The following is a 12,645-nucleotide window of genomic DNA, read 5'->3' as shown; positions in this document are numbered from 1 at the left end:
ATCCCCGCGCAGGCGGGGATCCATACGCGCGGACCACACGGCTAGAGGCGCAACGTCAGCGTCTATGGATCCCCGCCTCCGCGGGGATGACGGTAAGTGGGCGAATTGGAAGCCCTAGCGCGCCTTGGGCACCGGCGCCGGCGCGATGATCGCCGCACGCGCGGCGGTCCGTTCCTCGAGGCTCACCACGCCGTCGTGGTTGGTGTCGTATCGCGACGCCAGCGCGCGGAACAGGCCCTGCATCTCGGCGGGCGTCACCTTGCCGTCGTGATTGGCGTCGGCGGTGTTGAACCAGGCGGTGCTGATCGCCTTGGCCTTGCCTGGCGGCATCTTGTTCTTGCCGACGTCCATCCGTGCGACGCGCGCGTCGATCTCGGCGCGGGTCAGCACGCCGTCGTGATTGGCGTCGGAGCGGTCGAACTCGGCCTTCAGCTTGGGATCGATCGCCTGCGCCGCCACCATCGGCGTGGCGAGCATCAGGACGAGCAGAGCGGCGAGCAACGGACGAAACATGACGTCTCCGAAAAAAGGGATCGACCGCGATACTAGCGGCCGGCGATTAAACCCACCGTGAACGCAACCGTTGCGCAGGCGCGCGCAGGAGCCTAGGGGCGCGGCGACCCGACCATAGCCAAGGATGCTGCCGTGACCGATCAGATCAACCGTGTCGTTCTCGCCTATTCGGGTGGGCTGGATACGAGCGTGATCCTGAAGTGGCTGCAACAGACGTATAATTGCGAGGTGGTGACCTTCACCGCCGACCTCGGCCAGGGCGAGGAGCTGGAGCCCGCGCGGCAGAAGGCGCAGATGGCCGGCGTCAAGCCCGAGCATATCTTCATCGACGATCTGCGCGAGGAATTCGTACGCGATTACGTCTTCCCGATGATGCGCTCCAACGCCCTGTATGAAGGGCTGTATCTGCTCGGCACCTCGATCGCGCGGCCGCTGATCGCCAAGCGCCAGATCGAGATCGCCCGTCAGGTGAACGCCGATGCGGTCAGCCACGGCGCGACCGGCAAGGGCAACGACCAGGTCCGCTTCGAGCTCGGTTATTACGCCCTCGCGCCCGACATCAAGGTGATCGCGCCGTGGCGCGAATGGGACCTGACCAGCCGCACCCGGCTGATCGAATTCGCCGAACAGCATCAGATCCCGGTCGCCAAGGACAAGCGCGGCGAATCGCCCTTCTCCACCGACGCGAACCTCCTGCACACCTCGTCGGAGGGCAAGGTGCTTGAGGATCCGTGGCAGGAGGTGCCGGATTATGTCTATTCGCGTACCGTAAACCCCGAGGACGCGCCCGACGCCCCCGAATATATCACGATCGATTTCGAGCGCGGCGACGGCGTGGCGCTGAACGGCGAGGCGACCAGCCCGGCGACGCTGCTGACCAAGCTCAACGAACTCGGCCGCCGTCACGGCATCGGCCGCCTCGACCTCGTCGAGAACCGCTTCGTCGGCATGAAGAGCCGCGGCATGTACGAGACGCCGGGCGGCACCATCTATCACCTCGCCCATCGCGGCATCGAGCAGATCACGCTCGACCGCGGCGCCGCGCACCTCAAGGACGAACTCGCGCCGCGTTACGCCGAGCTGGTCTATAACGGCTTCTGGTTCAGCCCCGAGCGCGAGATGCTGCAGGCGGCGATCGACCACAGCCAGGCGAAGGTCAGCGGCACCGTCCGCCTCAAGCTCTACAAGGGCGGCGTCTATATCGTCGGCCGCAGGTCGCCCAATTCGCTCTATTCGGAAAAGGTCGTGACCTTCGAGGACGATCAGGGCGCCTACGACCAGCGCGACGCGGCAGGCTTCATCAAACTCAACGCGCTGCGCCTTCGCCTGCTAGGCCGCCGCGACGCCTGATTCGCGGAGCGGCATGGCGTGGTTACGACGCCTGCCCGCACCAAACCGTCACCCCGGACTCGTTCCGGGGTCCACCCATCCGCAAGGGCACGGCCGGAGGCTCCAGCCCCGCGCCTCGCCGCAGAGTGGACCCCGGAACGAGTCCGGGGTGACGGATGTGGGTGGTCCGGTCACGAGCCCCGCCGCCTCCATTCGGCGCACCCGGCACGACAATGCTTGTCGGACGCGGTTCCTACCCACTAAGGCAGGATGATGCAGGGGCATAAGCTGCACTGGTGGCAAACGCGGTGGTTCGTCGTGGCGATGGTGATCGCGGCGGTGATCCCGTTGTTGTGGCCCGACATCCCGCCGCTGGTCGATCTGCCCGGGCATATGGGGCGCTATCGCGTCCAGCTCGACGGCGCCGCCTATCCGTGGCTCGCCGAATGGTACGATTTCCGCTGGGCGTTGATCGGCAACCTCGGCGTCGACCTGCTTATCGAGCCGCTCGCGCCGATCTTCGGCCTCGAACTCGCCGTCAAGCTGATCATCATGGCGATCCCCGCACTCACCGTGTCGGGATTGCTGTGGATCGCGCGCGAGGTGCACGGCCGCATTCCCGCCACCGCGCTGTTCGCATTGCCGCTCGCCTACAGTTACCCCTTCCAGTTCGGCTTCGTGAATTTCGCGCTGTCGATGGCGCTGGCGCTCAACCTGTTCGCGCTGTGGCTGCGGATGGGCCGGCTCGGCAGCCTCAAGCTGCGCGCGATCCTGTTCGTGCCTTTGTCCTGCGCCTTGTGGGTCTGCCACACCTTCGGCTGGGGGGTGCTCGGCATCCTCGCCTTCTCCGCCGAGATGGTCCGCCAGCACGACCTGCGCAAGGACGGCCGCGGCGGCCATTGGCTGGAGAGCTGGACGCGTGCCGCCATCGGCTGCCTGCCGCTCGCTTTGCCGTTCGCGATGATGGTGCTGTGGCGTTCGGGCGATCACGTCACCGGCAAGACGATGGACTGGTTCAACTGGCGTGCCAAGGTCGGCTGGATCATCATGGTGTTGCGCGACCGCTGGATGGCCTTCGACCTCGCCTCCGCCACCGTGCTGTTCATCATCCTGCTCAAGGGCGTCCGCGACCATCGCGTCGAATATTCGCGCAACCTGCTGCTTTCGACGCTGTTCCTGACCGCGATCTTCGTGCTGCTGCCGCGGATCGTCTTCGGCTCGGCCTATGCCGACATGCGGCTCGCGCCGTTCGTGATCGCGATCGCGCTGATCGCGTTGCGTCCCCGCCACGGCCTGTCGTTCCGCGGCGCCTCGACATTGGCCGCGCTCGGCCTGCTCTTCTGCGGCGCGCGGCTGGTCGGCACGACGATCAGCTATCTGCAATTCGACCGCGAATACGACCGCACGCTCGCTGCGCTCGACCACGTCCCGCGGGGCGCGCGATTGCTGACCATGGTCGGTCGCACCTGCCGCGACGAATGGCTCTATTCGCGGCTCGAACATGCCGCCGGCATCGCGCTCGAACGGCGCATCGCCTACGCCAACGATCAATGGTCGATGGCTGGCGGGCAGTTGCTCACCGTCCGCTACACCCCCGCCGGCCGCTTCGCGCACGATCCGTCGCAGCTCGTCACCGACCGGCGCTGCCGCGGCGAATGGTGGCGGCCGTTGCGCGTCTCGCTTGCCTATCTGCCGCGCGATGCCTTCGACTATGTCTGGCTGATCAATCCGGCGCCGGTCGAACCCGCATTCCTGACCGGCCTGACGCCGATCTGGCGCAGCGGCCGCGACGTCCTCTATCGGATCGATGACCGCCGCCGCCCGGACGTGACGCTCGACCCCGATCTGCTGCCGCCACGGCGCCGGCCGGTCAGCCTTCTCCCTTCCTGAACGGCGCCAGCTCGGCGAGATAGCTCTGCTCGTCCGCCACCGCGGCGCGCTCGCGGACAAGGAAGTCGGCGATCGCGCGACGGAAGCCCGCATCGGGAATGTAATGCGCCGACCACGTCGGCACCGGCACATAGCCGCGCGCCAATTTGTGCTCGCCCTGCGCGCCCGCCTCGACCGTCTTGAGCCCGCGCGCGATCGCGGCGTCGATCGCCTGATAGTAACATAGCTCGAAATGGAGGAACGGCACCTCCTCGGTACAGCCCCAATAGCGACCGTAGAGCGTGTCCGCGCCGATCAGGTTGAGCGCCCCCGCGATCGGTGTGCCGTCCCGCTCGGCGAGGATCAACAGCACGTCGTCGCCCATCCGCTCGCCAAGCATCGGGAAAAAGCTGCGGTTCAGATACGGCCGCCCCCATTTGCGGCTGCCCGTATCCTGATAGAAGGTCCAGAACGCGTCCCAATGTTCCGCCTGGATCTCTGCACCGGAGAGATGACGGATCGTCAGCCCCTGTACCGCCGCCTCGCGCTCCTTGCGGATCGCCTTGCGCTTGCGGCTGGCGAGCGCGGCGAGGAAATCGTCGAAACTCTTATAGCCCTGATTGGCCCAGTGGAATTGCGTGCCCTCGCGGATCAGCCAGCCCGCCTGTTCGAACAACGGCACCTGCTCCGGGCTGACGAAGGTCGCATGCGCCGACGACAGGCCGTGCTGGTCGGTCACCGCTTCGAGCGCCGCGATCAGCGCCGGACCGGCGCTCTCCTCGCGCAGCAGCAGGCGCGGTCCCGGCACCGGACTGAACGGCGCGGCGATCTGGAGCTTGGGATAATAATGGCCCCCCGCCCGCTCCCACGCGTCCGCCCAGGCATGGTCGAAGACATATTCGCCCTGGCTGTGGCTCTTGGCATAGGCGGGAGCGATCGCGGCGGGCGCCCCGTCGGCACCGTCGACGACGATCGGGATCGGCTGCCACCCCGATCGCCCGCCGGTGCTGGCCGACTCTTCGAGCGCGGCGAGAAAGGCGTGGCGGACGAAGGGGTTGCCGGTACCGGCGCAGGCGTCCCATTGGTCGGCCGGGATCGCACGGACGCCATCGACGAGGCGGGCGGCGACCTGGGTCATGCGGCGAGGATCGTAAAGGTCATCGCGACGGATATAGGCGCTCGGCACCGACTTGCGGAGGGGGCGTCAACCACGCCCCCTCCCGGAAATCACACCAGTTCGACGATCGCATCCACCTCGACCGCCGCGCCGAGCGGCAGCACCGGCACGCCGACCGCGCTGCGCGCATGTTTGCCGGCGTCGCCGAACAGCGCGACCATCAGCTCCGACGCGCCATTGGCGACCTTCGGCTGGTCGGTAAAATCGGCCGCCGAATTGACGAACACGCCAAGCTTGACGATCCGCTTCACCCGCGACAGGTCGCCGCCGAGATATTTCTTCACCTGCGCGACGATCATCAGCCCGCAGAGTTTCGCGGCCTCCTGCCCGTCCTCCAGCGACACGCCGTCGCCGAGTCGGCCGGTGACGAGCTGCCCCGCCCTGAACGGCAGCTGCCCCGACAGATGGAGCAGACCGCCCGCCTCGACCACCGGCACGTAAGCGGCGACGGGCGCCGCGGCTTCGGGCAACGACAGGCCGAGTTCCTCGAGCTTGCGATCGACATGGGTGGTCATGGCTGGGTCCTTTCGGGGAAATGATCGGGGGCGCTTAGCCGATTCGGCGGGCGGGTGGAACGCCGTCGCCACCCCCCGCGTCAGCCCCGCTTAGGCGGGGATGACGAAGCGAAGGGGATAACTAGGCTGCCACCCCAGCGTCGAACCGCGCCGCGATCCAGTCCGCCGCCTCGCGCCAATCGTCGATCCGCGCGTGCGCGAAGGCGGCGGGTGGTACGTTGGGGGCCAGCGTCGGCTCCGACACCATGTGCAGCCGGTGCACCTCGGGCGCGTGGCGCGCGACCGATTCGTGGTGCACGGCGAGATCGTCGACGAACACCGTCACCGGGTCGCCATAGTCCGCGCGCAATCGCGCGACCGGCTCGCCCTTGCCGCCTTGATTGCATTCGACGCGATGCGCGATGCCGAATCGCGCCAATTGTTCGATCCGCGCCGGCTTGCACGCATCGGTGATGTTGGTGAGCACGACGATGTCCGCCTGCGCCGCCAGCCGCGCGAGGGCCTCGGCAGCATGCGGCACCAGCGTCTGGCGGTGCATCTCTGCCGGAAAGAAACCGCCGAGCATGTCCCACATCTCCTCGCGCGTCGGCGCGGGGCCGCCGTCCCGACGGCGCATACTGTTTGCGAAATCGGCACCGTCGGGCGTGAAGTCGATGTCGTGCGCCTCGCCGACCCAGGCGCCGAAATGCTTCACCATGTGCAGCAGCACCTCGTCGCAATCGGTAATCAACAACGGTTTCATCGCAGCTCCAAGGCCTGGCGGGCGCCGACCAGCGCCTCCGGGGGAACGCCGAGCGCGCGGGCGCAGGCGATCAGATCGGGTTCGTAGGATTCGAGATATTCGATCACCGCACCCAGCACCGCCGGCTCGCCGGCACGGGCGCGCAGATCGTCGGGGAACAGGCCGGTGACCGCGATCAGCCGGTCGGCGCGGTCGGGCTCGCCGATCGCCCACACCAGGGCCTGCAGGGCGAGCACCTCGGGATCGGGGATGTTTGTATCGCGCGCGCGCATTGCCTATCGTCCATTATCGGAAGGGTTGGTGACGCACGTGGCGAAACGGGTACTCGTTGTCGAGGACAACGAACTCAATCTGAAACTGTTCTGCGACCTGTTGCGCGCGCACGGCATGACCGCCGAGCCGGTGCGCGACGGGCGCGAGGCGGTGGCGCGCGCACGCGCCTTCGGTCCGGACCTGATCGTCATGGATATCCAGATGCCGCACGTCACCGGCTATGAGCTGATCCTCGAACTGATGGCCGACGAGCAATTGCGCGATATCCCGGTGATGGCGGTGACGGCCTATGCCGGCCGCGACGACGAGGAGCGCATCCGCGCCGCCGGCGCACGCTCCTACGTGTCGAAGCCGATCAGCCTCGCCCGTTTCATGGACGCGGTGAACGCGCTGCTTTGACGGAAAGACGCCCTGCCGAGCCGGCGAGGCTTCGACAGGGCGCCGCGCGCTTCCAGACCCCCGCCCCCCGAGAAGGGCCGGATGCTGCAAGCCTGAAGAAAACGTGACATTGCCGGTCCGGTTCCCGCCACCCAGCGCGGCGACCTTCGCCACCACACAAACCAAGGGCGGCATCCTCATGGAGAGAACACCGCCCTTGGCCCGTAGTGACGCGATACAGGGCAGCCGGAGGATCCAGCCGCCAGTGTTCGCTATGCCGAAAGAAGATGAACGCAATGTGTCCGAAGCGCGCCCGGATCAAGGCGTTAGTCGCAGGGCGACGGCGCATGCGAAAAGCCGCCGGCGCCCATGCACCGGCGGCTCTTGCGTATGTTGGCAAACGGCGGCGGCGCGCTGCGCCGCCCGGCCGCTTACTTGATCTTGGCTTCCTTGAACTCGACGTGCTTGCGCACGACGGGATCATACTTGCTGAAGCTCAGCTTCTCGGTCTTCGTCCGCGGGTTCTTCTTGGTGACGTAGAAGAAACCGGTGTCGGCGGTGCTGACGAGCTTGATCTTGACGGTAGTCGGCTTGGCCATGAGCCCTAATCCTGAAAACAAGGAGAGCGGCAGCACCAACGCAGCCGCTCGATCAGTCGCGGCGCATGGGCCAGCGGCGCGCGAAAGTCAACCATGGCCATGCCGCAGCAGTCGTCTTAACCACCCCATTACCTTTGGCGGCCCAGGATTGCGGCAGAAAACACGGGGGCGAGGATGATGGCGCGGCGAATCGAGCGGCAGGCGGACGAGCTGGATGCGGTGCGCGCCGATCTGTCGGCACGAATCGCCGCGATCGACGTCAAGGCGCCCTACAGCTGCGCCAGCGACCTCAAGCCCGACATCAACCAGATCCGCCTGATCGCCCACCGCAACGGACTCAATCCCGCGGTGACCGTCGCCCATTTCGTCGACTCGGCGCTGTCGCGTGGCGAACAGGGCGCGCTGCTCCATGGCTGGCTGCGGATGCTCGGCGATGCGATCGCCAGCGAGCGGCAGGACGTGCGCGCCTGCGACACCTTCGCTGCCGCCTGTTCGGTGCGGCTGGCGGGCTGACGCCATGGACGCGCTGATGGCGGCGCTGGTCGCGGCCGCTTTTGCGCAAGTCGGCGATCGGCCCGCATGGCTCGCGTCGATCCTCTCGGACCGGTATCGCGCGCCGGGGCTGGTGATCGCCGCGGCGGCGGTGGCGCTGCTCGGCGCCGGGCTGCTCGCCGCAGCCGCGGGTGCGTTGCTGGCACCTCGGCTGACACCGGAGGCCAGGCAGCTTTTCCTCGCGCTGGCGCTGCTGTTCCAGGGCGGTGGTGCGCTGTTCCCGGTCAAGCCACCCGACCGGCTCGCCGGCTGGCGCCTCGGCGCGGCGCTGACCAGCCTGATCGGCCTGTTCATCCTCGCCTTCGGCGACGGCGTACAATTCATCGTCCTCGCATTGGCCGCGCGGGCGCAATTGCCGTGGCTGGCCGCGATCGGGGCGATGCTCGGCTCGCTCGCGGTGATCGCCCCCGCCGCGATCCTGGGCGAGGCGGGCTGGACCGGCCTGCCGCTGGTCACGCTGCGCCGGATCATCGGCGTCCTGTTCGTGCTAGCTGCGATCGGACTGGGGCTTTCCGCGCTGCGCCTGATCTGATCCGTCGATCATCGACATGCGCAAAATGGCTGCTGCACCGGGAGCGTTTCGGCTATCGGATCGTTGCCGCAACGATTCCTTTCCCACGGAGATTTCCATGGCCGACATCAACCCGGCGCTGAACACGCCGACCGACCTCAGCAACACCCGCTCGGTGGCGGATGCGCTCAATTCGTCGCTCGCCGATTGCTATGCGCTGTATCTGAAGACCAAGAACTTCCACTGGCACGTCTCGGGACCGCATTTCCGCGACTATCACCTGCTGCTCGACGATCAGGCGGCGCAGATCCTTGGCGTCACCGATGCGATCGCCGAGCGCGTGCGCAAGACCGGCAACACGACGCTGCGCTCGATCGGCGACATCAGCCGCCGCCAGACGATCGCCGACAACGACCTCGACTTCGTCGATGCCGGCGCGATGCTGGCCGAACTGCGCGAGGACAATCTCAAGCTGGTCGAAAGCTTCCGCGTCGTGAAGGACGCCGCCGAAGAGGCGAAGGACAATGCCACCAGCGGCATCGTCGACGAATGGACCGACCAGGCCGAGGAACGCGCCTGGTTCCTGTTCGAGGCCAGCCGCAAGGGCTGAGCCGTTATCGCATCAGCTACCATCTTGACCCCACCGTCACCCCGGACTCGTTCCGGGGTCCACCGGACCGCCGGAGCAACAAGCCGCTCTTTGGCGGACCGGTGGATGGCGGAACCAATCCGGCATGACGGGTGGGCGTGTCGGACGTTTCCCGTACTGTCCATGACCGCATAAGCGACACCGACGGAGCGCTTCACCCGACCGCGCGTTCCCCCTTCATGCACGCCTTCGCCGCGCTCCTCGATTCGCTCATCTACACGCGTGGGCGGAACGCCAAGCTCAAGCTCATCGTCGATTATCTGCTCGCGACGCCCGATCCGGATCGCGGTTGGGCGATGGCGGCGCTGACCGGCGACCTCGATCTGCCCGGCGTCAAACCGGCGCAGATCCGCGCGTTGATCGAGGCGCGCGTCGATCCCGTGCTGTTCCGGATGAGCCGCGACTATGTCGGCGACACCGCCGAGACGGTCGCCTTGCTGTGGCCCGCGCCCGTCCCCGCCCCCGCGGGCGCGCCTTTGTCGATCAGCGCCGCGGTCGACGCGCTGCGCCACCTCTCGCGTTCCGACGCACCCGCGGTGCTCGCCGCGATGCTCGATCGGCTCGATTCGGAGGAGCGGTTCGCGCTCCTCAAGATGGCAACCGGGGCATTGCGCATCGGCGTCTCCGCGCGCCTCGCCAAGACCGCCTTGGCACAGGCGTTCGGGCTCGACGTCGATGCGGTCGAGGAGGTCTGGCACGGCCTCACCCCACCCTATGCCAGCCTGTTCGCCTGGGCCGATGGCACCGGCGAGCAACCCACCGCGGCCGATGTCCCCGTCTTCCGCCCGTTCATGCTCGCGCACGGGCTGGAGGACGCGCAGGTCGACCTCGCCGATTATGCCGCCGAGTGGAAATGGGACGGCATCCGCGTCCAGATCGTCCACGTCGCCGGCCAGACGCGGCTCTACAGCCGTACCGGCGACGACGTCACCGGCAGTTTCCCCGACGTCGCCGCGGCTTTCTCCACCCCCGGCACGATCGACGGCGAATTGCTGGTCAAGGGCGACGCGCAGGGCGGCGAGGCCGCCAGCTTCAACGCGCTGCAACAGCGGCTCGGCCGCAAGACCGTGTCGGCGAAGATGCTCGCCGACTATCCGGCCTTCGTCCGCGTCTACGACCTGTTGTTCGACGGCGGCGAGGATTTGCGTCCGCTGCCGTGGAGCGAACGACGGCAGCGACTCGAAGCCTTCGTCCCCCGCCTCGACCCCGACCGGTTCGACCTCAGCCAGGTGATCGACGCCGCTAGCTTCACCGAGCTGGAAGCGATCCGCGCCGGCGCGCGCGACGCGGCGATCGAAGGCGTGATGCTCAAGCGCCGCGATTCGCCCTATGTCGGCGGTCGTCGCGCCGGCCTTTGGTACAAATGGAAGCGCGACCCGCTCACCGCCGATTGCGTGATGATGTACGCACAGCGCGGCAGCGGCCGACGCTCGTCTTATTACAGCGATTACACCTTCGGCTGCTGGACCGAGGACGGCGAGTTGCTCCCCGTCGGCAAGGCCTATTCGGGGATCACCGACGAGGAATTGAAGATGCTCGACGGCTTCGTGCGCCGCCACACGCTCGCGCGTTTCGGCCCGGTGCGCGAGGTGGAGAAGACGATGGTGCTGGAGATCGCGTTCGACTCGATCCACGGTTCGACGCGCCACAAATCGGGTGTCGCGATGCGCTTCCCCCGAATCGCGCGGATCAGGACGGACAAGCCCGCCGCGGAAGCGGATCGCGTCGAGACGCTGCGCCGGCTGGTGACCTGACGCCCGACGTCGCGCGAGCGGGACCTATCCGGCTCGGCCGACCTCTTCGCCGATCCGGATTTCGAACAAGGTCGGCCAATATTTGCCCGTCACGAACAACCGGTCGTGCGCGGCATCATAGGCGATGCCATTGGTCACCGCGTCGGGATCGGGATTGTGGATTTCGGCGAGCAGCGGGCGCAGATCGATCAGGCCGTCGACCTTGCCCGTCGCGGGATCGATCCGCGCGATGAAACCGGTCATCCACACATTGGCGAGGATGCGGCCCTGGACGTATTCGAGCTCGTTGAGCTTGGCCAACGGCCGTCCGTTGAGCGTAACCGTGATCCGCCCCCGCTCCTCGAACGTCGCCGGGTCCATCCGCCGCAACGTCGGCGTGCCATCCGACAGGATCAGCGTGCGTCCGTCGCCGGTCAACGCCCAGCCTTCGCCGGCATAATGAAACGGCTGGCCGATCCGCTTGAGCGCGGGCAGCGACCAGCGGAAGCCGATGCCGGTCTTCCACGTCAGGCTGAGCAGGCTGTTCTTGACGCAACCGATACCCTCACCGAACAGCTCCGGGCTCAGCCGTGCGCGCGCCGCGACCTTGCCATCGGCGAGGCCAACGCGGCGGATGTCGGATGCGCCCTCCTTGCCGGTGCTTTCGTAGAGGTCGCCGCCGCAGAACAGCAGGCCCTCGGTGAAGGCGCCGGTATCGTGCGGCAGCCGCGCGACGACGGTGGCGGCGTAGACCGGGACGCCGGCTTCGGCCGGTGCCGCCGGCGTGGCGGGGACGGCCTGCGCCGCGGGCGGACTCGCCGGGGGGGGCGCCTGCCACGCCGACGCGGCGATCGCGCCGAGCAGCCCGAGCCCCAATGTCACCTTCACCACACGCATGTCCTCATCTCTCGGCCGACGCGGCGTCCCGCGGCATAGCCCGCACCGGCCCGGCCGTCATCCCCGCGTCGACGGCAGGGCAATTCGAGGCTTTTGCGAAAGTCCTCGTCACCGGAACAACCGGGCCGTGCTCCTGCGAAAGCAGGAGCCCAGAGCCAGGCAATACAACGTCTATGGTGTTCGGAATCCCTGAACGCCTGCTTGAACGCCCTTATGGCGAAGCCCCGCCCCACGACGGACGTCGTGGCGAATACCCGAACCCCAAAACGCAAAAAGCCCGGCACCGCAGGTCGCGGGGCCGGGCTTTTCGTTAAAGGGTCGGGACCGTTACGACGCGGCCGACAGGTTCACCGCGGCGTACTTGCCGCGACGATCGACTTCGAGCTCGAACTGCAGCTTGTCGCCCTCGTTGAGGGTCGACATGCCGGCACGCTCGACCGCCGAGATGTGCACGAACGCATCGGGCTGGCCGTCGTCGCGCTGAATGAAGCCGAAGCCCTTCATCGCGTTGAAGAACTTGACGGTACCCGTCGCCTTCTCACCGGTCAGCTGACGCTGCGGCGCGCCACCGGCACCACCCGGACGCGGACCACGATCGCCGAAGCCGCCTTCGCGCGGCTCGCGAGGAGCGCGCTCGGTCACGGCCATCGGCTCGCCGTCGATCTTCAGCTCGGTCGCCGAGATGCGGCCGCCACGATCGACCAGGGTGAAGCCGAGCGGCTGACCCTCGGCGAGTGCGCTCATGCCGGCCTGTTCGACGGCCGAGATGTGCACGAACACGTCCTCGCCGCCGTCATCACGGACGACGAAGCCGAAGCCCTTCTGCGCGTTGAAGAATTTGACTACGCCAGTGCCTTCGCCGACGACCTGGGGAGGCATGCCGCGACCACCGCCGCTGAACCCGCCGC

Annotated in this window: 15 protein-coding genes; 7 read left to right on the top strand and 8 right to left on the bottom strand. The window is 67.4% G+C overall.

Features of this window, described 5'->3' with window-relative positions:
• Positions 1–114: 114 nt before the first annotated feature.
• A complete protein-coding gene (locus FFS23_RS02905) occupies positions 115–513 on the bottom strand; it encodes an EF-hand domain-containing protein (protein WP_137897384.1) in 399 nt (132 codons plus the stop codon).
• A gap of 132 nt (positions 514–645) precedes the next feature.
• Between FFS23_RS02905 and FFS23_RS02900 the strand changes: the two genes are divergently transcribed.
• Together FFS23_RS02900 and FFS23_RS02895 are read left to right on the top strand one after the other, a co-directional pair.
• Positions 646–1,863 (top strand): argininosuccinate synthase, encoded by a 1,218-nt coding sequence (locus tag FFS23_RS02900; protein WP_137897383.1) that lies wholly within the window; start codon positions 646–648, stop codon positions 1,861–1,863.
• A 249-nt stretch (positions 1,864–2,112) separates the two neighbouring features.
• The gene (locus FFS23_RS02895) at positions 2,113–3,732 is read left to right on the top strand and encodes a hypothetical protein (protein WP_249340492.1); all 1,620 of its coding nucleotides are present in this window, start codon (positions 2,113–2,115) and stop codon (positions 3,730–3,732) included.
• On the opposite strand, the gene FFS23_RS02890 is transcribed toward FFS23_RS02895, so the two are convergent.
• The 4 genes from FFS23_RS02890 to FFS23_RS02875 form a co-directional block, all read right to left on the bottom strand.
• Positions 3,713–4,849, bottom strand: a complete 1,137-nt coding sequence (locus FFS23_RS02890; RefSeq protein WP_137897382.1) for a GNAT family N-acetyltransferase — start codon at positions 4,847–4,849, stop codon at positions 3,713–3,715. The genes FFS23_RS02895 and FFS23_RS02890 overlap by 20 nt on opposite strands.
• Before the next feature lie 89 nt (positions 4,850–4,938).
• Positions 4,939–5,403 carry a RidA family protein gene (locus tag FFS23_RS02885; protein ID WP_137897381.1) on the bottom strand — a complete coding sequence of 155 codons (465 nt, stop codon included), beginning with the start codon at positions 5,401–5,403 and terminating at the stop codon, positions 4,939–4,941.
• 121 nt (positions 5,404–5,524) lie between these two features.
• Complete coding sequence (locus FFS23_RS02880; RefSeq protein WP_137897380.1) at positions 5,525–6,145, bottom strand: HAD family hydrolase; 621 nt, start codon at positions 6,143–6,145, stop codon at positions 5,525–5,527.
• The gene (locus FFS23_RS02875; protein WP_137897379.1) at positions 6,142–6,417 is read right to left on the bottom strand and encodes a DUF3572 domain-containing protein; all 276 of its coding nucleotides are present in this window, start codon (positions 6,415–6,417) and stop codon (positions 6,142–6,144) included. The genes FFS23_RS02880 and FFS23_RS02875 overlap by 4 nt, the downstream gene beginning before the upstream one ends.
• A gap of 37 nt (positions 6,418–6,454) precedes the next feature.
• On the opposite strand from FFS23_RS02875, the gene FFS23_RS02870 reads away from it, so the two are divergent.
• Positions 6,455–6,817, top strand: coding sequence for a response regulator (locus FFS23_RS02870; protein ID WP_137897378.1), 363 nt, complete (start codon positions 6,455–6,457; stop codon positions 6,815–6,817).
• A 410-nt stretch (positions 6,818–7,227) separates the two neighbouring features.
• On the opposite strand, the gene rpmG is transcribed toward FFS23_RS02870, so the two are convergent.
• Positions 7,228–7,395: a 50S ribosomal protein L33 gene (gene rpmG / locus FFS23_RS02865; RefSeq protein ID WP_017977469.1), complete on the bottom strand. Its 168-nt coding sequence runs from the start codon at positions 7,393–7,395 to the stop codon at positions 7,228–7,230.
• A 174-nt stretch (positions 7,396–7,569) separates the two neighbouring features.
• Here rpmG and FFS23_RS02860 point away from each other — a divergent pair, with 174 nt between their 5' ends.
• From FFS23_RS02860 to FFS23_RS02845, 4 genes are all read left to right on the top strand, one after another.
• On the top strand, positions 7,570–7,908 hold the full coding sequence (locus FFS23_RS02860; protein ID WP_245640883.1) for a hypothetical protein: 339 nt from the start codon (positions 7,570–7,572) through the stop codon (positions 7,906–7,908).
• A gap of 4 nt (positions 7,909–7,912) precedes the next feature.
• Positions 7,913–8,479: a TMEM165/GDT1 family protein gene (locus tag FFS23_RS02855; protein ID WP_137897377.1), complete on the top strand. Its 567-nt coding sequence runs from the start codon at positions 7,913–7,915 to the stop codon at positions 8,477–8,479.
• A 97-nt stretch (positions 8,480–8,576) separates the two neighbouring features.
• Positions 8,577–9,068: a Dps family protein gene (locus FFS23_RS02850; RefSeq protein ID WP_038661620.1), complete on the top strand. Its 492-nt coding sequence runs from the start codon at positions 8,577–8,579 to the stop codon at positions 9,066–9,068.
• A 218-nt stretch (positions 9,069–9,286) separates the two neighbouring features.
• Positions 9,287–10,861, top strand: coding sequence for a cisplatin damage response ATP-dependent DNA ligase (locus FFS23_RS02845; RefSeq protein ID WP_137897376.1), 1,575 nt, complete (start codon positions 9,287–9,289; stop codon positions 10,859–10,861).
• A gap of 24 nt (positions 10,862–10,885) precedes the next feature.
• Here FFS23_RS02845 and FFS23_RS02840 read toward each other — a convergent pair whose 3' ends face one another.
• Entirely contained in the window at positions 10,886–11,737 is an 852-nt protein-coding gene (locus FFS23_RS02840) for a glutaminyl-peptide cyclotransferase (RefSeq protein ID WP_137897375.1), read from the bottom strand.
• Between the two features lie 327 nt (positions 11,738–12,064).
• A partial coding sequence (locus FFS23_RS20570) for a cold-shock protein (RefSeq protein WP_137897374.1) occupies positions 12,065–12,645 on the bottom strand: 581 nt, incomplete at its 5' end.

Source organism: Sphingomonas sp. 2SG (assembly GCF_005503285.1).
Lineage (GTDB): Bacteria > Pseudomonadota > Alphaproteobacteria > Sphingomonadales > Sphingomonadaceae > Sphingomonas > Sphingomonas taxi.
This window is presented reverse-complemented; position numbering and strand designations above follow the sequence as displayed.